The sequence below is a fragment of the Diaphorobacter sp. B2A2W2 genome, assembly GCF_056730635.1.
Window position 1 is genome coordinate 54,315 of the sequence record NZ_JBWZOR010000005.1, and the last position, 20,046, is coordinate 74,360.

At 63.5% G+C, this 20,046-nt stretch carries 15 protein-coding genes, 1 tRNA gene and 1 pseudogene; 9 read left to right on the forward strand and 8 right to left on the reverse strand.

Going from position 1 to position 20,046, the window contains the following annotated elements:
- Window positions 1-5: 5 nt before the first annotated feature.
- The 5 genes from AC1PPL_RS10635 (at window position 6) to AC1PPL_RS10655 (ending at window position 3,588) form a co-directional block, all read left to right on the forward strand.
- Window positions 6-1,493 (forward strand): protein adenylyltransferase SelO, encoded by a 1,488-nt coding sequence (locus tag AC1PPL_RS10635; protein WP_196995428.1) that lies wholly within the window; start codon window positions 6-8, stop codon window positions 1,491-1,493.
- Window positions 1,490-1,903, forward strand: coding sequence for a peptide-methionine (R)-S-oxide reductase MsrB (msrB, locus tag AC1PPL_RS10640; RefSeq protein ID WP_011804947.1), 414 nt, complete (start codon window positions 1,490-1,492; stop codon window positions 1,901-1,903). Before AC1PPL_RS10635 ends, msrB begins: the two co-directional genes overlap by 4 nt.
- Window positions 1,900-2,460: a septation protein A gene (locus tag AC1PPL_RS10645; RefSeq protein WP_479973248.1), complete on the forward strand. Its 561-nt coding sequence runs from the start codon at window positions 1,900-1,902 to the stop codon at window positions 2,458-2,460. The genes msrB and AC1PPL_RS10645 overlap by 4 nt, the downstream gene beginning before the upstream one ends.
- On the forward strand, window positions 2,457-2,735 hold the full coding sequence (locus AC1PPL_RS10650; RefSeq protein ID WP_011804945.1) for a BolA family protein: 279 nt from the start codon (window positions 2,457-2,459) through the stop codon (window positions 2,733-2,735). Before AC1PPL_RS10645 ends, AC1PPL_RS10650 begins: the two co-directional genes overlap by 4 nt.
- 67 nt (window positions 2,736-2,802) lie before the next feature.
- Window positions 2,803-3,588 carry a foldase protein PrsA gene (locus AC1PPL_RS10655; protein WP_015913520.1) on the forward strand — a complete coding sequence of 262 codons (786 nt, stop codon included), beginning with the start codon at window positions 2,803-2,805 and terminating at the stop codon, window positions 3,586-3,588.
- A gap of 50 nt (window positions 3,589-3,638) precedes the next feature.
- On the opposite strand, the gene AC1PPL_RS10660 is transcribed toward AC1PPL_RS10655, so the two are convergent.
- The 5 genes from AC1PPL_RS10660 to AC1PPL_RS10680 all read right to left on the reverse strand — a co-directional run bounded on the left by AC1PPL_RS10660 (window position 3,639) and on the right by AC1PPL_RS10680 (window position 6,845).
- A complete protein-coding gene (locus AC1PPL_RS10660) occupies window positions 3,639-4,409 on the reverse strand; it encodes a heparan-alpha-glucosaminide N-acetyltransferase (protein ID WP_479973249.1) in 771 nt (256 codons plus the stop codon).
- A 146-nt stretch (window positions 4,410-4,555) separates the two neighbouring features.
- Window positions 4,556-4,858, reverse strand: a complete 303-nt coding sequence (locus AC1PPL_RS10665) for a hypothetical protein (protein ID WP_479973250.1) — start codon at window positions 4,856-4,858, stop codon at window positions 4,556-4,558.
- Window positions 4,859-5,033: 175 nt separating this feature from the next.
- Window positions 5,034-5,110 (reverse strand) — tRNA-Pro (locus AC1PPL_RS10670).
- Window positions 5,111-5,173: 63 nt separating this feature from the next.
- Window positions 5,174-5,440 (reverse strand): translation initiation factor IF-1, encoded by a 267-nt coding sequence (infA, locus tag AC1PPL_RS10675; protein ID WP_011804941.1) that lies wholly within the window; start codon window positions 5,438-5,440, stop codon window positions 5,174-5,176.
- Window positions 5,441-5,675: 235 nt separating this feature from the next.
- Window positions 5,676-6,845: an HPP family protein gene (locus tag AC1PPL_RS10680; protein ID WP_479973251.1), complete on the reverse strand. Its 1,170-nt coding sequence runs from the start codon at window positions 6,843-6,845 to the stop codon at window positions 5,676-5,678.
- Window positions 6,846-7,055: 210 nt separating this feature from the next.
- Here AC1PPL_RS10680 and asd point away from each other — a divergent pair, with 210 nt between their 5' ends.
- On the forward strand, window positions 7,056-7,907 hold the full coding sequence (gene asd, locus AC1PPL_RS10685) for an archaetidylserine decarboxylase (RefSeq protein ID WP_312563761.1): 852 nt from the start codon (window positions 7,056-7,058) through the stop codon (window positions 7,905-7,907).
- 308 nt (window positions 7,908-8,215) lie between these two features.
- On the opposite strand, the pseudogene hutG reads toward asd, so the two are convergent.
- A pseudogene (gene hutG / locus AC1PPL_RS10690) lies at window positions 8,216-9,039 on the reverse strand (N-formylglutamate deformylase).
- A 722-nt stretch (window positions 9,040-9,761) separates the two neighbouring features.
- Here hutG and AC1PPL_RS10695 point away from each other — a divergent pair.
- Window positions 9,762-10,325 (forward strand): Rrf2 family transcriptional regulator, encoded by a 564-nt coding sequence (locus AC1PPL_RS10695; protein ID WP_479973252.1) that lies wholly within the window; start codon window positions 9,762-9,764, stop codon window positions 10,323-10,325.
- Window positions 10,326-10,394: 69 nt separating this feature from the next.
- Here AC1PPL_RS10695 and AC1PPL_RS10700 read toward each other — a convergent pair whose 3' ends face one another.
- Window positions 10,395-13,037, reverse strand: coding sequence for a DUF349 domain-containing protein (locus tag AC1PPL_RS10700; RefSeq protein WP_479973253.1), 2,643 nt, complete (start codon window positions 13,035-13,037; stop codon window positions 10,395-10,397).
- Window positions 13,038-13,289: 252 nt separating this feature from the next.
- Entirely contained in the window at window positions 13,290-16,997 is a 3,708-nt protein-coding gene (locus AC1PPL_RS10705; protein WP_479973254.1) for a DUF748 domain-containing protein, read from the reverse strand.
- Window positions 16,998-17,715: 718 nt separating this feature from the next.
- Here AC1PPL_RS10705 and AC1PPL_RS10710 point away from each other — a divergent pair.
- Window positions 17,716-18,555: a lytic transglycosylase domain-containing protein gene (locus AC1PPL_RS10710; protein WP_011804932.1), complete on the forward strand. Its 840-nt coding sequence runs from the start codon at window positions 17,716-17,718 to the stop codon at window positions 18,553-18,555.
- A 237-nt stretch (window positions 18,556-18,792) separates the two neighbouring features.
- On the forward strand, window positions 18,793-20,037 hold the full coding sequence (gene glyA / locus AC1PPL_RS10715; protein WP_011804931.1) for a serine hydroxymethyltransferase: 1,245 nt from the start codon (window positions 18,793-18,795) through the stop codon (window positions 20,035-20,037).
- The last annotated feature ends 9 nt before the right edge of the window (window positions 20,038-20,046 follow it).

Consider the following 20,046-nt stretch of genomic DNA (forward strand, 5'->3'; position numbering starts at 1 on the left):
CCCACATGACGTTTGCCCCCACCCCTGACGCTACCCCAGTCGCGCCACTGGTGCCCGCCTGGCAGCCGGGCTTCGCCGCGCTGGGCTCGGCCTTCTTCACGCCGCTGCGCCCCACTCCCCTGCCCCAGCCTCACTGGGTGGGCACCAGCGCCGAGGTAGGCGCCTTGCTGGGCCTGCCCGAAGCCTGGCAGCAGCGCGACGACGCACTGCAGGCCTTCACAGGCAACGCCCTGCTGCCCGGCAGCCAGCCGCTGGCCAGCGTGTACAGCGGCCACCAGTTCGGCGTGTGGGCCGGCCAGTTGGGCGATGGCCGTGCCATCCTGCTGGGCGAAACCGCCACGGGCCAAGAGGTGCAGCTCAAGGGTAGCGGGCGCACGCCCTATTCGCGCATGGGCGACGGCCGCGCCGTGCTGCGATCTTCGATCCGCGAATTCCTGTGCAGCGAAGCCATGCATGCGCTGGGCATACCGACCACGCGCGCGCTGTGCGTGACCGGTTCGCCCGCGCCCGTGCAGCGCGAGGAGGTGGAAACCGCCGCCGTGGTCACGCGCGTGGCTCCCAGCTTCATCCGTTTCGGCCACTTCGAGCACTTCGCGGCGCGCGGCCAGGAAGCCGAGCTGCGCGCCCTGGCCGACTACGTGATCGACCGCTACTACCCCGACTGCCGCCGCTCGCAGGAATGGGAAGGCAACGCCTATGCCGCACTGCTGCATGCCGTGAGCGAGCGCACCGCTGCACTGCTGGCGCAATGGCAGGCCGTGGGTTTTTGCCATGGCGTCATGAACACCGACAACATGAGCATCCTGGGCCTCACGATGGACTACGGGCCTTTCCAGTTTCTGGATGCTTTCGACCCCGGACACATCTGCAATCACAGCGACGTACGCGGCCGTTACGCCTTCGACCGCCAGCCCAGCGTGGCGTACTGGAACCTGTTGTGTCTGGCCCAGGCGCTGCTGCCGCTGATCGGCGAGGTGGACACGGCGCGCGCCGCGCTGCAGTCGTACGAAGGCAGCTTTGGCCGGCAGTTCCTGGCGCGCATACGCGCCAAGCTCGGCCTGCAGCAGGCGCGCGAAGGCGACGCCGCATGGGTCGATGGCCTGTTGCGGCTGCTGGCCGCCGACCGCGTGGACTACCCCATCTTCTGGCGTCGGCTGTCCGGTGCAGTAGCCACGGAGGATTTCGAACCCGTGCGCGATCTGTTCCTGGACCGTGCAGCTCTGGACGCCTGGTTGCTACAATATAAGGAGCTATTAGCGCTTGATGGATGGGCGCTAGCGGCCGATTTGATGCATAAAACCAATCCACGCTTCGTGCTGCGCAACCACCTGGGCGAACAGGCGATTCGCGCCGCGAAACTCGGGGACTTCTCCGAACTCCAAATATTGCAAAGGTTGCTGGCGCGCCCCTTCGACGACCACCCGGGGCACGAGGCCTACGCCGGCTTTCCGCCCGACTGGGCGTCCTCCATCTCCATCAGCTGTTCCTCATGACCTACCCCATCCAGAAAACCGAAGACGAATGGCAGGCGCTGCTGCAGGCCAAGGGCGCCGAGCCCGCGGCTTACCAGGTCACGCGTCACGCGGCCACCGAGCGGCCCTTCAGCGGCAAGTACGAAGGCCACTGGGCCGACGGCAGCTACCACTGCGTCTGCTGCGGCGCCAAGCTGTTCGACTCCGACACCAAGTTCGACGCGGGCTGCGGCTGGCCCAGCTTCTCGCTTGCCGTGCCCGGTGCCATTCGGGAGATCGAGGACCGCAGCCACGGCATGGTGCGCACCGAGACCGTGTGTGCACAATGCGGGGCCCACCTGGGCCATGTCTTCCCCGACGGCCCGGCTCCTTCGGGTCTGCGCTATTGCATGAACTCCGCCTCGCTCGATTTTGAACCCCCGGCGCCATGAAACTGCTCATCGACTTCTTTCCGATCATCCTGTTCTTCGCCGCATTCAAGGTCTGGGGCATCTACGTGGCCACGGCCGTGGCGATTGCCGCCACCGTCGTGCAGATCGGCTACATCCGCCTCAAGCACGGCAAGGTCGAACCCCTGCAATGGCTGAGCCTGGGCGTCATCGTGCTGTTCGGCGGCGCCACGCTGCTGGCACACAGCGAAACCTTCATCAAATGGAAGCCCACCGTGCTCTACTGGCTCATGGGCGGCACCTTGCTCGTCGGCCAGTTGGTGTTCCGCAAAAACTTCATCCAGTCACTCATGGGCACGCAGATCGATCTGCCCGCGCCCGTGTGGCGCAACCTGAACTGGGGCTGGACGGGCTTTTTCGCCACCATGGGTGTGCTCAATCTGTGGGTGGCCTACAACTTCGACACCGACACCTGGGTGAACTTCAAACTGTTCGGTGGCATCGGCCTGATGTTCGCCTTCGTCATCGCCCAGGCGCTGTACCTGAGCCGCCACGTCAAGGATGAGGGCGACGCCGCGCCCAAGGACCTGCAACCATGAACACCACGCCCTCCATCGCTATCACGGCAGAGGCCATGGCCGAACGCCTGCGCGCCGCACTATCGCCCACCCATCTGGAAGTGGTGGACGAAAGCTGGCAGCACGAAGGCCATGCCGGCGCCAATGGAACCGGGTTTGGCACCCATTTCCGCGTGCGCATCGCGTCACCGTTATTTACAGGCAAGCGCAAGGTTGCACAGCATCGCCTTGTGTATGATGCGCTGCAGATTTTCATTGACCAAGGCGCCCACGCCATTGCCATTGAAACTCTCTGAAACAACCCCGATCCAAGGGCGTTGCAGCCAGTCGTCTGCAGCCTATTTCCCAATCAGTGGATTCCCAATGAAGAAAAAGCTCTTGTCCGGCCTCGTGGCCGCAGCCGTGCTGGGCACGATGGCATTGCCCGTTGCCGCGCAAAACCTCGCCATCGTCAATGGCAAGGCGGTTCCCAAGGAACGTGCCGAAGTCCTGAAGCAGCAGGTGGAGCGCTCGGGCCGCCCGGTCACGCCCGAACTGGAAAACCAGATCAAGGAAGAAGTAATCGCCCGCGAGATCTTCATGCAGGAAGCGCAAAAGCGCGGCCTGGAAGGCTCTGCCGATTACAAGGCCCAGATGGAGTTGGCACGCCAGACCATTCTGATCCGTGAACTGTTCGTGGATTTCCAGAAGAACAATGCCGTGACCGATGCCGAGATCCAGGCCGAGTACGACAAGTTCGTGGCCGCCAACGCTGGCAAGGAATACAAGGCCAGCCACATCCTGGTCGAAAAGGAAGACGAGGCCAAGGCCATCATTGCTTCCATCAAGAAGGGTGGCAAGTTTGAGGACATTGCGAAGAAGCAATCCAAGGACCCCGGATCCGGCGCCCGCGGTGGCGACCTGGACTGGGCCAGCCCGAGCAGCTACGTGGCTGAGTTCACGGAAGCGCTGGTGAAGCTGGAGAAGGGCAAGATGACCCAGACTCCCGTGAAGAGCCAGTTCGGCTGGCACGTCATCCGCCTGGACGATGTGCGCGAAGCCCAGCTGCCGAAGCTGGAAGAGGTCAAGCCCCAGATCGCCCAGCAACTGCAGCAGCAGAAACTGGCGAAGTTCCAGGAAGACCTGCGCGCCAAGGCCAAGGTGGAGTAACCACTACAGGCGCCTCGCGCACGACAACGCGGCCTTCGGGCCGCGTTTTTTTATGCCCGCCCCGCCAGCCAGCCTGCCAGCAACAGTCCTGCGATCAGGACGGGCTGGTGCAGCATGTAATAGCTGAGGCTATAGCGTCCCAAACCAGCCAGGGGCGCTACCACACACGGCAACGGGCGGGACAGCCAGCCGTCCGAACGCACAACGAGCCACTGCCCGGCCGCCATCCCCCACCACATGACGCCCAGCCACGGAAAGAGCGGCACATAGTCCTCGGTAAAGGGCTTTCGCGAAATCCAGCCCAACCAGTTAAGGCCCCGTCCATTGAATAGCGGCGCCCATTCTGAAAGAGGCCCCCGCAGCGCCCAGCCTGCGACCCAAGGCGACACCAGTGCCAGCAGCCCGGCCAACCACAGCCACCTGCCCCATCCCGCCGTCAGCCGCATGATGACGAGCATCACTGCCATGCCGTGCAGCACACCAAAGTAAATGAAGCTGCGCGGGAACATCAGAAAAGAGCCAACCGTTACCAGCAATGCACAGGCCGTGATCTGGCTCCAGCGCCGGGCGAAACGCGCCCACCCAACCTGACGTTGCCAAGCCACCGCTTGTCCCAGCCCCGCACATCCCAGGAACAGACTGACGATGAGGGTTCGCTGCACAGTCCACAAGGGATCTGCCCGGAAGTCCTGGGGCCAGTAGCCAAAATGGCTGAGGTCGAAGCAGAAATGGAAGGCCGTCATCCATACCATGGCGAACCCGCGCAATGCGTCCAGTCGGTCATGGCGTGTCTCGGCAGTTTTTCGAGCGGTCGTCAGCAAAACGCGTCCCACAAGTCCAGGAAAAAGGCTGGCGCTTCAAGCCAGCCTTCAATGATCACCCTCCCCAGTACTCGCCCGATCAGGACAACCCAGCAACCAGAGGGAGCGCTAAATTATGGGGTGCGTATCACGGCGACGCCGCCGCATTAAGGTTTCTTTGCAGACGTTGGCTCGTTCACCAAATTCATAGCAGGCTCCCCGGCGCTGGACTGCTCTGCCTCCTGGAATCGGCCGTGCCGGTTTGCATAGGTGGACTCATCGCCACCCGCTCCAAAGCGTCGCGCCTGGCCGCCATCCGCCGCATTTTCACCATCCACGATAGGCTCGTCCGTGGAGTCCTCCCGCATACCGTAGTTGTTGAAATGTCCACGGTCGCGTGCGCGTTGTTTCTGGTCTGCCGCCAGCCTTTCGGGAAGAGGCGCAGTATCAAACACTGCTTCTTCAGACATGCTTCTGCTCCTGCGATGAAAAATTCATCCTAGGAAGACAGGGACGGCGCTGATGTAAGACGGTGCCGTAGGAGCCCAGCGGGGATTGTCTGTCATCGTTGGCCAGCGAACATGGCAGCCCGCAAAAACAAAGACAAAAGGGGTTAGGTCAATAGACCTAACCCCTTGATTCAATTGGTCGGAGCGGCGGGATTCGAACTCGCGACCCTCTGCTCCCAAAGCAGATGCGCTACCAGGCTGCGCTACGCTCCGACAGCTGGCATTCTAACCTGCCAGATTCTGTTCACCGCCAAAAATCGGCGGTATTTGTCACACTCAGCGATTGCCAGATGACGAGCCGGTGCCCGGCCCAGGGCCGCGCCCTGCAAGGTGGCGGAAAGTGATACGGCCCTTGGTCAGGTCGTAGGGCGACATTTCCAGCGACACCTTGTCACCTGCCAGGATGCGAATATGGTGCTTGCGCATCTTGCCGCCGGTATAGGCGATGAGTTGGTGGCCGTTGTCCAGCGTCACGCGAAAGCGCGAATCCGGCAGGACTTCGGTCACGCTACCCTGCATTTCAATCAGTTCTTCTTTGGCCATGTGTGTGGTCAGTCTCTTGATAACAATTATCTATGGCGGCGCCTGGAAAAGCCGATGCGTCCACTAACCCAAGGGCCGCATCGGCCCTTGAGGGGCTCGAAGCAAGGTGCAATGCAGGCAGGTGAGTTGCTGCACCAAAGGCGCAGGAGGCCGTAAGGCCGGGGAAACGGCTTCAATGGACAGGCGAAGCGCTGTGCATAAGCGGCGGAATTGTACTGCGATGTCGAAGCCGGGCCTATGGCCGGGCAACCGCGGCAGCCAAGGTCTTCACGAGGTCCGTCTGCGTGATGATGCCAACCAGTTCCTGCGCATCATTCACCACCGGAATGTGGTGGTGTCCCGCCTCGGAGAACAGAGGCACCAGATCCATCACATGCTGTTCAGACAGCACCTGCTGCACGGGAGACGACATCAGGCCTTGTACTTGCTCGGGACGTTTGGGCCGCCCCATGATGAGCGAGCGTAGACGTTGGCCCATGCCTTCATGCATGTCCAGATTGGCCAGGCGCATGAAGTCTGCCACCGTGACGATGCCGACCACCCTGCGCGCCCCGTCCACTACCGGCAACGCCTTGACGGCATGCTTGCGCATGAGCGCCCAGGCATCCTTGAGGGGCGTCTCGGCAACCACCGCATGCACCGGTGATGACATGATCTCGCCGCATCGCAGCTCGCCAAGCGTGCGCTGGAAGGCGGCTTTGCCAGCCAAGTGCAAAAGCCCCTCTAGGTCGGCGCGACTGACATCCAGCACTTGGTTGTAGTGCGATAAGGCGGCATCCAAATCGGCCGAGATGAAAGCGCCAGATTCCTTATGCGCGGCCCCCCGCGCTCTTTGTGCATGCGGATAGCTGCGCCCCGTCAAGTGATTGAAGGCCATTCCCATCAACACCAGCGCCAGCATATTGAGCAGCACCGGAAATACCGCAAAAGCCGCGCCGTCCTGCGGATTGAGCACAGCGAACAAGGCCATCGCCCCGCCTGGGGGGTGCAGGCAGCGCAATGCCAGCATGACCGCCACGGCAAGTCCCACGGCTGCGCCGCAGGCCAGAGCGACGTGGGGAACCAGCGTGGCGCAGGCAACGCCTACCATGTACGACAGCACGCTGCCCGCCAGCACTGGCCACGGCTGGGCGAGGGGGCTGGAAGGCATCGCAATGATGAGCAGCGCACTGGAGCCCAGGGAGGCCACCATCCACGGGACCGGCAGGCCAGCCCCGAACCAATGCGCAAACAGCGCCACCACGGCCACGCAAAGCGCGATACCCGACACCATGCGCAAGCGTTCGCGCTGATTGACGCCTGCAGGCGCCGGCCAGAAAAGTCGCAGCCAGCCAGCGACGCGCCGTAAGGCTGACGTCGGCGGCTCTACCGCAGCGTCTGTGCGAGGGAATGGGGGTGCAGACATGAATGGGAGAAGGCGCCAAGCCGCGCAGAGAATCGGCGCGGCGGCCGTTGCTCGAGGAAGCCGCGCATTATCCGGGCAAGCCCTGAACTTGCAGGGCATGTGGTTTTTTGCACTATCACAGGCAGTCCACAACCGCACGGGACGCACGACTGGGGCGCAATCCACCCTCCCCTTAGAATCATCCGACTCCATCACCAGGATTACCGCCACGTGTCTGATCGTATCGCCGTACTGCCTCAGTACTTGTTACCCAAACAAGCCCTGACCTCCTTTGCCGGACGTATGGCGTCTGCGCGTGCGGGCCAATTGACCACCGCGGTGATCCGCCGGTTTGTGGCGCGCTACGGCGTGGACATGAGCGAGGCGGCCAATCCGGACATTGCGAGCTACGCAACCTTCAACGACTTCTTCACACGTGCGTTGCGCCCTGGACTGCGCCCGCTTGCCGATGCTGCGGTGGTATGCCCTGTGGATGGAGCGGTCAGCCAGATCGGTCCTATCGAGCAGGACCAGATCTTCCAAGCCAAGGGCCACCTCTACTCCACCGCGGCTCTGCTTGGCGGCGACGCCGAAATGGCCGCGCAGTTCCAGGATGGCAGCTTCGCCACCATCTATCTCAGTCCACGCGACTACCACCGCATTCACATGCCGTGCGATGGACGACTGGTGCGTATGGACCATGTGCCTGGGGCATTGTTTTCAGTGAACCCGACCACCGCACGCGGTGTGCCCGGACTGTTTGCGCGCAACGAACGTGTGGTCTGCCTGTTCGAAACGCCCCTGGGCCCCATGGCGCTCGTGCTGGTAGGCGCCACCATTGTCGGCAGCATGGCCACGGTATGGCACGGCCAGGTCAATCCGCCGCGTACCGGCCAACCGCGCCGCTGGGATTACCGGGACCGAGAAGTCGTGCTTCGTCAGGGTGATGAAATGGGGCGTTTTCTGCTGGGCTCCACGGTCGTGCTGCTGTTTCCCCGCGGCGCAGTTCAGTTCATGCCGGGATGGGAAGCAGCGCGGCCCGTGCGGCTGGGTGAAGCCATGGCGCACCGCTGCGGCATCTAGTTCACCTATTGGTGCGTTGATACCCGCTGTTCAGTGCCTCTCTGGCACCCGAGCAGTGGTAAACAAGGTGGGCTCGAGTTCCAGATCCAGGGGGTCCACGGGTTCAGCGCGCCCCACCAGGTACACAGCCAGATCCTGGCGTCGCAGTGCTACATGGCTGACAGTTTCCCAACTTCCGGCTCGCCTCACCCGGGTGCCCGGCTTGAAGACCGGCATGCGGAATTGTCTGGACCATCCCCACGGCGCCTCGGCCGGATCTTGCGCTACGAGAGAGGGACTGGAAACCTGCATGCGCGCATCTTAGCGCGTCAGCGCAATGACCGTTGCTGCGCGAACCGGAGTGCTGCCTCCACCATACGTTGCAGCGTGGGCTGAATGCGCCCGGCGCGCTCCGGCAGGTAGTTGAACGGCGGTGCCTCCTGCATATAGCTGCACTGTGTCATCTCCAGTTGGACCGCGTGGATGTTGCGCGCAGGCTCGCCGTAACGGCGCGTGATGTAGCCTCCCTTGAACCGTCCGTTGAGCACGGCCGTGTGGTCGAGCGCCGTTTCGGCAATGGCAAACAGCTCCTGCGCCAGCGCTGCATCGCAGCTCGTGCCTCCGGCGGTACCCAGGTTCAGGTCTGGCAATGTGCCGTCGAAGAAGCGCGGAAGGACCGACCGAATCGAGTGCGCATCCCACAACACCGCCACGCCATGGGTGGCGCGCATACGGTTCAACTCTTCCCGCAACTGGGCATGGTAGGGCTCCCACAATGCCTCGCGCCGCGCGGCAACCTCGGCTGCGTCCGGCACGAGCCTGCCGCTATACAACGGCGTGCTGTCAAAGGCGTCCACAGGGCACAGCGCAGTGACGCTCTGGCCTGGGTAGAGGCTGGAGCCATCAGGAGGGCGATTGAGGTCAATCACATAGCGCGAGTGCGTGGCGACCAGTACTGAAGCTCCCATCGACTTCGCAAAACCGTAGAGCCGTTCCAAATGCCAATCGGTGTCCGGAACGCTCCGCGCCTCGGGGTTGAGGCGCCTTGCGATGGCGTCTGGCACATGGGTGCCCACATGGGCATGGAAACCAGCAGTGGCGCGGTGCCTCTGTGGAAGGTGAAAGGGGGACAATCGGAAGGCACGACATTCATGGCAATGGACAAGCGGGCGAACCAACAGTTGGCGTTAGTGCGCAACCTGGGCCGCAGTATGGCGCATCATCTTGAGGCTCAAGGGATCCCGTCCCACCTGCCGCACCGGCAACGACACACGCGCGTGTAGCCAAAGGCCAATGAGTCAGACCACTGTCCTCATGTATTGCCGAAGGGCTTTAAGGACCCGCCCGTATAATTTGTCCACCATGCCGAGATGGTTGATTGCGGTTTTCACCCTCCACTTCCTGCTGAGCGTGGGTGTCTCCGCATTTGGCAAGGTGCCACCCGTGGAACACCTGCGGCCAGCGGTCGCCTCCGTGCAGTTGGCACCAGCAGACAAAGCCGCGATGGCAACAGCCGCTGACCCTTCCGTGGCAAACGACGCGTCATCCGAAGGCGAGCATGGCCTGATGGACGCGCAGCAGGATCTCCCGGACGATCAGAACATACGCGCCTTTCGCGGCAAGCCCCTCCATGGCTTGTTCAGTTGCCCCGCGCAATGGGAGAGAGCCGCACTCTCCCCTGTGCTGAAAAAGCAGCCTAAACCTCCCAGGTCCCTGACTACGCGCGCCTAAAAGGTTGCGCCCGCCTGGACGCGTTCTGCGAACGCGAGAGACAGGTGCGCCGCGCAACTCCGGCGTGCAACCCCCTTCCTCTTTTCCTTCCTGACCATCGGACCGATGGCTTCAGGCCCTTTTCCTACCCTCAGGAACAGCACCATGCGTTTGACCACCCGAGGCAAACTCGCCGTCACTGCGGTCACCGATCTGGCCTTGCGCTCCCACGGCCGGCCCATCGCGCTTCCCTCCATCAGCGCCCGCCAAGGCATCTCCCTTTCGTATCTCGAAGACATCTTCAGCGCACTGCGCCGCGCCGGCCTGGTCCACAGCATTCGCGGGCCCGGCGGGGGGTACACACTGACACGGCCGCCACAGGAACTCTCCGTGGCCGATATCGTCATCGCCTCCGAAAAATACATGGGCGGCGCCGATGACAAGGGCACGGACACCGGCATCGCATCGGCACCAGGCGAGATGACGGCCGAGCTGTGGGCCAGCTTTCACTCGCGTGTCATGGAATACCTGCAGTCCATTACGGTGGCGGACCTACTGACCCAACGGGAAGCCAGCGCCTGCCATGCCGACCATTCTGCAGCCGTGGTAGTGGCCCCGCCCGCCAGCACCACAGGCCGACGGGCAGCGAAAACCCAGCTACCGTCAGGGGATGTGCCGAACTCCGTATTTGCCTTGGGGCTTGCCGTTCCGCGCACCCGGACGAGTTGATGCGCTGGCATCCGTAGCGTCCTTCTCCGGAACGACACGGATGCCCGCCCTGGGCGACGACACCGCCGACTATTTGCCGAGCAGGACCTTCAATGCGCTCTGCAGGCGGCGCGCGCCTGCCTCGTCGCTGGCGCCTTCCAGCACGCGCGCCACATCCTGCGTCCAGGTTTGCGCCGGCGACGGATCGTTGCGACGCGTGAGCAACTGCAGCTGCAGAGCACGCCGTGCGGCCAGTTGGTCTGCGGGCGTCGGGACCTCCGCTGCGATCTCCAGCCGCAGCAATGCTTCCGGGGCACCCCCGGCCGCAGGTGCCGCAATCGCCTGTGACCAGGCGGTGCGCGCCGTGGGGGGCACCTTGCCGCCCAGTTCCTGGACGCTGGGCAATTGCGCAGCGTCACGGCTCTTCCAGGCCGACAACAGTTGCGTGAGCGCTTCGCCATGGGCCTGTGCCGCCAGCTTGCGCAGCGCGCCCTGCGCATGCTCCATGGCGTCGCGTTGCGCGCGGAAAGCCGCATCACCCAGACGCGGACCTCGCGCAGCAGCAGCACCATCGCGCTCCCGCCCCCGCCCCTGCATACCGCTGTCCCGTGGGCCGCGGCCGTCACGCCGGTCGCCACCGCGGCCGGCGACCGTGGGCTGCGCGGGCACCGCCTTGCGCGCCCCCGGCCGGTCATCGCCACGCACGGCCACCACCGGGCGCGCCGCAGGCACGGGTTTGGAAGTCGGCGCATCGTTTTGATCTGCTACCGAATCAGTAGCTGCTTGCGCTTGACCATCAATGGTTTGATCGGCTTTTTTATCCAAATTCTCGGAATCCCCCGATCCGCCGGCAGGCTCCTTCAGCGCGCGCTCCAGCGCGGCCATGGCACCGCGGATCTTCTGCGCATCGCCCGACGCATTGGCGGCCTCCAGCGCCTTGGATGCCTCCAGCACGGCCCGGTCGCGCGCGCTCAACTCGGAGGCACTGCGCTCACGTTCGGCCGACTTGCGGTTGAACGCCTCGTCGATGGGCTTGCGGAACGCGTCCCAGAGCTTCTGCTCATGCTTGCGATCCAGCGGCACCGCCTGCGCCTCGGCCTGCCAACGCTGCTGCAAGGCCTTGATGGCATCGATGCGCAGACCTGGGGCCGCACCCAGGGCGCCTGCCTCCTCGATCATGGCGTGGCGGCGCTCCAGGCTGGCCTTCTGCGCAGCCTCCAGCGGAGCGCTGGCAGCCGCCAGTGCCTGCTTCCACAGTGGCTGCAGTTCAGCGAACATCTTTTCGCTCACATGGCCACCGGTGCGCCAACGCTCGGCAAACTGGTGCAATGCACGACTGAAGGACTTCCAGTCCTGCGCAGCGGCAGCGGCCTGCGATTGGGCCCAGGCATTCACCTCTTCGATCAGCGCCAACCGCTGCGCACGGTGTTCGGCACCTTCGGCACGCACCTTCTCCAGCCAGCCCTCGACCACCTTGTGCGCGGCATTGCACGCATCGTCGAATTTCTTCCACAGGGCGTGGTTGGCCGGCGCCCCCTGGTCGGCCTGCTTCCACTGCTCGCGCAGCTGGCGCAGCGTTTCCTGCATCTTGCGCCCGCCGAGGGACTGTCCTTCCGGCCTGCGCAGCAGTGCCTCGGCCCGGGCCACGAGATCCTCGCGCACCTGGTCGGCGCTCCAGCGCTGCCAGCCCTCCAACTCGCCCGCGGCCACAAGGGCGGCGTGCACTTTCTGCTCCAGTTCGGCATTGATCAACTTGCCGTGCACCTTAAGCACGGCGCGCAGCGCAGTCGCTGCGCCAGCGCTGGCCTTGCCATGGCCCTGTGCGGTTTCCTGCTCCAGCTTGGCGAGGGCCTCCTGAACGGCCTGCAAGGCCTTCTCGCGCATTTCAGGAGTCGCCTGCGGCTTGGATGGGCGGGGGGCAGGCGTCTTGGCGGCGGCTCCCGCTTCTGAGGGTAGCCCGCGCGCCTGGCGCAGTTCGTCGGACCACACGGGCACGGGCGGCAGGGGAGCCGAGGGGTCTTCTGCCGCAAGCACAGCCTGCGTCAATGCCGACTGAAACGCCTCCCACACCACCAGCAGCTGGGTGCGCGAAGCATCGAGCAACGCGGGAAAACGCGCTTCTACGCTGGGCCAGGCACTGTCGTCGGCAAGTGCCTGGGCCTGCTCCTGCCAGCGGCCGACATCGGCGTTCAGCAGTTCCAGCGCAGACTGCGCATCCTTCCACGGTTTGGTGGAGAGCACTTCGATGCGCTGCGCGAGCAGAACGGCGGCTTCGCGCTGCACCTGAACACGATGCTGCAGGTCTTCGATGGTTTTCACGCGCTCGTTCAGACGCTGTTTGAGCACCGACAGAGGTTCGCGGGACAGCGGCGCGCCGGCCTTGGCCGCATCGCGCTGCCAGGCGAGCGCGTCGGCAATGTTGAGCTTGGCGGCTGCGAGCAGCGCTTCGGCCTTGGCTGCCCATTCGGCGGCGATCGCCTCCTGGCCCTCCGCGCGCCGAATCTCGTCCAGTCGCTCACGCACTGCGCGCGCGGCGCCTTTGTCCCGCGCACTCAATTCCTTGAATACTTCCTGGAGCTTTTCCACGCCAGGCTGGGTGGACAACCATTCACGGATGCGTGCCGAGCGTTCACCCGACGTGGCCGCAGAGAAAGCGCCGCCCGTCAACGCATCAAGGGGATGCGGCTCGCTGGTTTTGGCAGGGACCGGGGTCGCGTCAGATGCGTCGGACATTTTGCTACGTGAAGAAAAAGGGAACATGGATTCATCAAGGTGCAAGCGAGCCACCTTGCGCCAACAGCGCAAGCAGTAGGTGGGCATCGCTCACGGACAAGCGGCTATTTTCGCCCGGTTTTACACCGCCTTCCCGCTGCGCCAGATCAGGAATCTGAGGGATAGACGGGATGGCGCGGGAACCGCGCTCGCATTGGAACGGTACTGTACCGGTAGCCGCACCCTGTGAGGTTACAAAATCCCGCGCACCCCTCACTGGGCATTCAAAGAAAGCTCTGCCTTCGGCCGCCATGGCGCATCGCCCTCCTCCTCCGGCTGCAGCTTGCTTGCGCCTACGAACAAACGTTCAAGCGGGACTTGCTGTTGCGCCAGATAGTCCCGCACGGCCACCCCTCGCGCCAAGGCCAGATCCGCCATGGCGTTGTCCGGAACTGTCAGGTTGTGCATCAGCAGGGCCTCCATCTCTGCAACGGGTACGTCCTTCGCCAGACCGACGAAGTTGCGCGGTTTGCGGATGTCGGACCGGCGATACAACTCCTTCAGCAGCGCAGGGTATTCCTCCTCAGTGAGCGGTGCGATGCTGTCCGCAGGTTCACCCGCACGGATGGCTGCCCTGCGCTTTTGCGCCTCGGCCATGTCTCGCAAGCGCTGGCGTTTCCATGCCAGCTGCTCGGCGTCGGGCTGCGCCCAACCCACGACCGTGACCTTCAGCGCGGGGCGGTTGTTCAGTTCGTTGGCGATTTTGTCCAGTTGCTGTCGGGCCTTCTCATCCAGTTCTGCGCTGCCCAGCGCGAAGAGAACCGCGCCCTGCTCGCCCGCGTCGCTGAAAGCGCCAGCCAACAGGGAAAAGGGGGCGGTGATCGCTTTCATGATGAGGTTGCCGATGACCTTCAGGATGACCGCTCCGAGACGGAATTCGGGGTCGTTGAGGGAGCCGCTGATGGGCAGATCCACGTCGATGATCCCATTGCGGTCCGCCAGCAGGGCCGTCGCCAGCCGCACGGGCAGACTGGCGGACGCGCCCTCCACGGGCTCCCCAAACGCCAGTTGGTTCAATACCAGCTTGTTGGTAGCGATGAGCTGCCCATCGGGCAAGATCTTGTACGCCACGTCCATGCTGAGCTTGCCCTTCTCTATCCCATGACCCGCGTACTTGATGCTGTAAGGCGACAACGGGGGCAGCTCAAGGTCACGCATGCGCCCCTGAATATCCAGCGCCAGGGGCTTGACCAGCGGGTTGATGCGGCCGGTGACTTCCAGTGACGCCGTCCCCTGGGCGCGACCGCGCAATTCCAGGTCGGCCATCTGCGGCGCTGCCCCCGCCTCCGGCGACACCGAGGAAAATGCGCTCAACCGGCCCGTGAGTGCACTCAGGTCGGCAGAGTAGTTGGGTTTGATGAAGTAATCCGTGAAGCGCACCGACCCATTGGTCAGCGCCACGGGACCAAAGCGGATCTGCGGACCCGAAGGGGCCGCTGCCGGAGCGGCGGCTGCAGCGTTCGATGCCGCAACCGCGTCTTCCGCTGCCGACGCCTTGCGAATATCCTGCAAATTGATGCGGCCGTCTTCCTGCACGATGATCCGTGCGAAGAAATCGCTGAGCGCCGTTTCCTTCACATCCAGAGACACAGGCTGGTCTGGCTGCAAATTCATCGCCACCCCGCGCAACGCCAGGGATTTCCAGCGCAGCAGATCCTCGCCCCGCGCACCTACGCTCCGCTCGCCGGCCTTCGTCTCCTCAGGCATGTCCAAGCCAGCCTTGGCGCGCACGCGCACCTCGTCCAGCGACACATCCCCCTTGACCGAAACAGTGGCGCCGGCATTCCCCTGGACATAGCGCACGTCTCCGTCGAAGCCACCATCGGCGCGGAGGACGTCGACATTAAGCTCCTGCCCTACATAGGGCTCCAGCGCGTGCAACGGCAGGTGTTGGGCGCGTACCTTGCCCTGCGCCGTCAGAACGGGCGCCATCGCCACCGAGCCCTCGTAGCGCAACCGGCCTGGTTCGGTCCTCCCTGCACCCACCCGGCCTTCCAGGCGCAATGACGTGGGAGTGACCCGCCCGTCCGCATAAGCAAAATCCCGCGCGTGCAGTTGCAGGTCGAACACATTCAGCGCTACGGCGCTCTGCGCTGCCGCGTCGCGCAAAGCCACTGCTGCGCCATCGATCTCCAGGGAAGCCAGCCCCATGGACCAGGGACGACCCGCAGCCTTTGGAGCGCCCGCGTTGGGCCCCTTCACCCCCGGGTGCGACACACCCCACTGTTCAAACATCCATTCCCCCGAGCGAGTGCGCGACAGCAGCAGGCGCGGCCTCTGCAACGAAATCCGCTCTACCGATACAGCGCGCTGGGGCCAGCGTATCCAGGCATTGCCCGCTTCCAGCCGGCTCCACGCGGCCAGTGAATCCGCGGGCGCGTCCTGGATTCCTGCGCTCTGCAGTGGAACGCATTGTTCCTTGGAGGCGCAACGCAGCGCCAACTTATCCACGGACAACGCAGCCACCTTCGCCAGCACGACATCGCCATGCCGTGCTATTCCGAGGTCCGCATCCACGGAACCTTCCACGCGGGGTTGCAGCACGCCCGCCAGATAGGGCGCAGCGATGGACAGCGGCAGGCCCTTGATGGAAAGGGCAGCCTGCGCCTGCGAGGCGCTCACTTGGCCCAGCACAGCCAATCGCGCGGATTCGCTGCTGCCGGCGGCCGCAGACTGCCTGAGGGAAGCACTCGCACGCAGTTGCGTGGGCTGTTCCAGCGGCAAGGCAATGGACGACGCTTCTACCTGCAGGTCTTCCACCTCCCACGCGGCGATCCCCCGCGGCAGGCTGGCATCGGTCCATTGGATGAAGCCATCCCGCAAACCCACCCTGGCGATATGGACACGCCAGGGCTCCGCAGACTCCTTTGTCTGTGGCGCTGGGTGCTCGTCCCTGTCGGCCCGTGGCAGTCCCGCAAGCTTTACTTCACCCGCCTCGTTTCGGCGTACATGTGCACGCGCGCCGCGCCATTCCAGCAGATCAATGTTGATCCTGCGCCGCAGGGGCTCCGCCTCCTTGAATACGGCACGCATTTCCTCGAACTGCAGCAAAGGCTGCTCCTGCGCATCGGTGGCATGTACCCCGCTCAGTTGCACATCCCCGGAAATCAGCAGTCGAGGGGTCTCCCGCTGCTCGAACCCTAGTTGAACATCCGCGCCCAATCGCCCCGCCTTGAGCCGCACCGGCACGCTGGGCGGCAGGTAGCGGCCGAAGGGGGCCAGGTCGAAATTCTCAATATGCAGGCGAACCTCGGCTTGCCTGGCGTCCGTGAAGAGAGTGGCCATCGCTGAGGTATCAAAGGTGCTGCCGTTGAGCTCAAATGCCAGGCGCGGCGTCACCTTGACCTCGCGGTCCGCAGAAAAACTGCTCAGGAAAGGAACGTCCAGTTCCACGCGGCGCAACGTGTGCACCACCCCCACCGTACGGTCATCGAATTCGACGACACCACCCTTCAATGCGATATTGAAGAGCGCGAAATGTGCCGGCTCCGTGGCTGATTTCTCGCCCTGCGGCTTCGCCGCCATGAGCGCGAGCAAGTCGTCCACGTCATAAACGCCTGGGGCCAATTGCGTGACACGAACTACCGGGTCGTCTACCTGCAGCGCATCGATCACTGGAGCGCCCCGCCAAAGGGATTGCAATTCAGCGTCTATATAGATGCGGCCCACCCGTACCTGCTCTGAACTGCCATCCTTTGACGCCAGGGCTACGCCGTGCAAAGTGGCCTCCAAAGTCCAGGGCAAAAACTCCACCCGTTCGACCGTCAGCTTGCGCCCCAGCGCTTCACTCGCATGCCTTTCAATCTGCGACTGCGCCAGCGGAGGGACCACCAGCCAACCGAGCAGCCACGCGCCGCCCCAGCACAGCACCAACCATGCAAATCGACGAATCCAGGGGTTGTTCTTGATGACTTGCAGCACGCGGCACCTATTCTGTTGAGCTACCAACGCAATGGGACCGTCCCCGCGCTGACGCAGGCAGGTAAAAAAACGCAAAAAAAGAAAGCCCGGTGTCGAACTTCTTCGCACACCGGGCTTGACGGCTGACACAACGGTCTTTCGCCATCTTTTTGCGCTTGGGAGAGGATCGTCTCAAGCGCAGGAGGCAAGGGATTGCCTCCAGGGGTTGCCTTGGAGGAGATCTCATGTGACGCGGCACTGCCTGCCATTCATCGCGCTGATCGCCCCGTTTGGCGGATGCCTGAGTCGTTCAGGCACCTCAAAGATAGCAAATCCGAGCGCGCCTTCCAACAGCTTTTAGCAATGAAAAATTTCATGCAATTGACTGTTTCATTAAGCAGTCGAATTGCTAGCGCACAGACCCTTCTTAAAAGGACATGCGTGAAAAAACTGTGCTTTCCCACAGATTGAACAGAACTTTTTGTTCTAAAAAATTCAAATATTAGTATTGACCTTGTATTTGGAGACCTCCTAGAATCCGCCAGCCCTCAACCAAGGCCTAGTAAAAACCCTAGCCACTACAGATTTCGGCTACGACAGTCAACAGATTCCCCTGGGCCTAACGCGCCTAAACGGACTGAACGGCATACCCACCCAGACCCCACCGTCTGGCAGGACCGGACTCCTGAGCAACCACGACAGTGCTCTTCGCTCAGGAGCCGACTTAGAAAGGAAAGCTATGACAGCGTCAGGAAATGTGATTGCCGGCGTCCGCACGTTTGCGGGCGATGTGATCAACGGTTTTCTGGAAGTGACACACAGCGGCTTCGCCCTGCTCGGACTGGGCGTCGTCTTTGGCGTGATCACACTTACGGCACGCCCGGATCTGCGCCAGGCAGGAGAAGAAGAACTCATGGGCTGGCTGCAGGCCCGCCAGGAAGCCGTAGTGGGCTTCCCTATGGAGCCTGCCGCAAGCGAGCGGGCAGTAGCGCTCAACCCCAAGGAGTTGCCGCGGGAACAGGCTGCCGTGGCCTACTGGCTCAGCAAGAAGTACCGCGTGGCGCCCGAACCGCTGGCGGCACTGGTCACCGAGGCGTATGAAATCGGCGCGCGGACCAAGCTGGATCCCACCTTGATCCTGGCCGTCATGGCCGTGGAATCGAGCTTCAACCCGTTTGCACAAAGCCCGGTAGGTGCGCAAGGATTGATGCAGGTGATGACGCGTGTGCATACCGACAAGTACGAAGGCTTTGGTGGGCACCTGGCGGCATTCGATCCCGTGGCCAACCTGCGCGTGGGCGTGAAGGTGCTGCAGGAGTGCATCGCGCGCGCCGGCTCGCTGGAAGGCGGACTGCGTTATTACGTCGGCGCAGCCAACCTGCCCGACGACGGGGGCTACGCCGCCAAGGTACTGGCGGAGCATTTCCGGCTGCGCCAGGTCGCCAATGGTCGCACGGGCGTTTCTCCCGCCGGCCCCGTGAATCCACCTCTTCTGTCCACCAAGGCTCCTGCCACACCGGAAGCCGCACCTGCAACCCCTGCCACTGGCGAGAAGGTGGCCCTGCTGAGCGGCCTCTGAAGAGCCTACTCTGGCATTGATGAAGGGCGTGCTCAGCTACACTAGCAGGGCACGCAACTGGCGATAGGCGCGGACGTCCCCCGGGGCACCGCCGCTGACGTGGACACCGGCAGGAAACAGCGTTTTTCTGCAAACCACTGGGGAGCGTGCCGCGCGGCAGGCACCAGCCCCGCAGCGATCCGTCGTTCGCCTGGGCAGCCCTTGATTGCCAAGGGACACTTAGTTCATCGGACTGCCATGTACCAACGCAATATTCTTGTCGAACAAACCGATCCCGAGGTGTGGGCCGCCATCCAGGCCGAAGACCGCCGCCAGGAAGAGCACATCGAGCTGATCGCCAGCGAGAACTACGCCTCGCCCGCCGTGATGGCCGCTCAGGGCTCGCAGCTCACCAACAAGTACGCCGAAGGCTACCCTGGCAAGCGCTACTACGGCGGCTGCGAGAACGTGGACGTGATCGAGCAGTTGGCCATCGACCGCATCAAGCAACTCTTCGGCGCCGAAGCGGCCAATGTGCAGCCCAACTCGGGTTCGCAGGCCAACCAGGCTGTGCTGATGGCCTTCCTGAAGCCCGGCGACACCATTCTGGGCATGAGCCTGGCCGAGGGCGGCCACCTCACGCACGGCATGCCGCTGAACATGAGCGGCAAATGGTTCAACGTAGTCTCCTACGGACTGAACGACAAGGAAGAGATCGACTACGACGCGCTGGAAGCCAAGGCCCGCGAGCACAAGCCCAAGCTGATCATCGCCGGCGCCTCCGCCTACGCCCTGCGCATCGACTTCGAGCGCTTCGCGAAGATCGCCAAGGAAGTCGGCGCCATCTTCTGGGTGGACATTGCCCACTATGCCGGCCTGGTCGTCGCGGGCGAGTACCCCAACCCGGTGCCGTTTGCAGACGTGGTGACCTCCACCACGCACAAGAGCCTGCGCGGCCCGCGCGGCGGCATCATTCTGATGAAGGCCGAGCACGAGAAGGCCATCAACAGCGCCATCTTCCCCGGCCTGCAGGGCGGCCCGCTCGAGCACGTCATCGCCGCCAAGGCCGTGGCCTTCAAGGAAGCCCTGTCGCCCGAGTTCAAGCAGTATCAGCAGCAGGTGACCAAGAACGCCAAGGTGTTCGCGGAAACGCTGATCCAGCGCGGGCTGCGCATCGTGAGCGGTCGCACCGAAAGCCACGTGATGCTGGTGGACCTTCGCGCCAAGGGCATCACCGGCAAGGAGGCCGAGGCAGCCCTGGGCAAGGCCCATATCACGATCAACAAGAACGCGATCCCCAACGATCCCGAAAAGCCGATGGTCACCAGCGGCATTCGCGTGGGCACGCCCGCCATCACGACACGGGGTTTCAAGGAAGAGGAAACGCGCCTCACGGCCAACCTGGTGGCCGACGTGCTGGACAATCCGCATGACGAGGCGAACCTGGAAGCCGTGCGCGCCAAGGTGCACGCGCTGACCAGCCGCTTCCCGGTCTATCGCTGATCGACCGCT

What these genes read in the sequence shown, in the direction of transcription:
- AC1PPL_RS10635 (WP_196995428.1), top strand. Translation starts at nt 6, where the DNA reads ATGACGTTTGCCCCCACCCCTGACGCTACCCCAGTCGCGCCACTGGTG.
- msrB (WP_011804947.1), top strand. Translation starts at nt 1,490, where the DNA reads ATGACCTACCCCATCCAGAAAACCGAAGACGAATGGCAGGCGCTGCTG.
- AC1PPL_RS10645 (WP_479973248.1), top strand. Translation starts at nt 1,900, where the DNA reads ATGAAACTGCTCATCGACTTCTTTCCGATCATCCTGTTCTTCGCCGCA.
- AC1PPL_RS10650 (WP_011804945.1), top strand. Translation starts at nt 2,457, where the DNA reads ATGAACACCACGCCCTCCATCGCTATCACGGCAGAGGCCATGGCCGAA.
- AC1PPL_RS10655 (WP_015913520.1), top strand. Translation starts at nt 2,803, where the DNA reads ATGAAGAAAAAGCTCTTGTCCGGCCTCGTGGCCGCAGCCGTGCTGGGC.
- AC1PPL_RS10665 (WP_479973250.1), bottom strand. Translation starts at nt 4,858, where the DNA reads ATGTCTGAAGAAGCAGTGTTTGATACTGCGCCTCTTCCCGAAAGGCTG.
- infA (WP_011804941.1), bottom strand. Translation starts at nt 5,440, where the DNA reads ATGGCCAAAGAAGAACTGATTGAAATGCAGGGTAGCGTGACCGAAGTC.
- AC1PPL_RS10680 (WP_479973251.1), bottom strand. Translation starts at nt 6,845, where the DNA reads ATGTCTGCACCCCCATTCCCTCGCACAGACGCTGCGGTAGAGCCGCCG.
- AC1PPL_RS10695 (WP_479973252.1), top strand. Translation starts at nt 9,762, where the DNA reads ATGCGTTTGACCACCCGAGGCAAACTCGCCGTCACTGCGGTCACCGAT.
- AC1PPL_RS10700 (WP_479973253.1), bottom strand. Translation starts at nt 13,037, where the DNA reads ATGTCCGACGCATCTGACGCGACCCCGGTCCCTGCCAAAACCAGCGAG.
- AC1PPL_RS10710 (WP_011804932.1), top strand. Translation starts at nt 17,716, where the DNA reads ATGACAGCGTCAGGAAATGTGATTGCCGGCGTCCGCACGTTTGCGGGC.
- glyA (WP_011804931.1), top strand. Translation starts at nt 18,793, where the DNA reads ATGTACCAACGCAATATTCTTGTCGAACAAACCGATCCCGAGGTGTGG.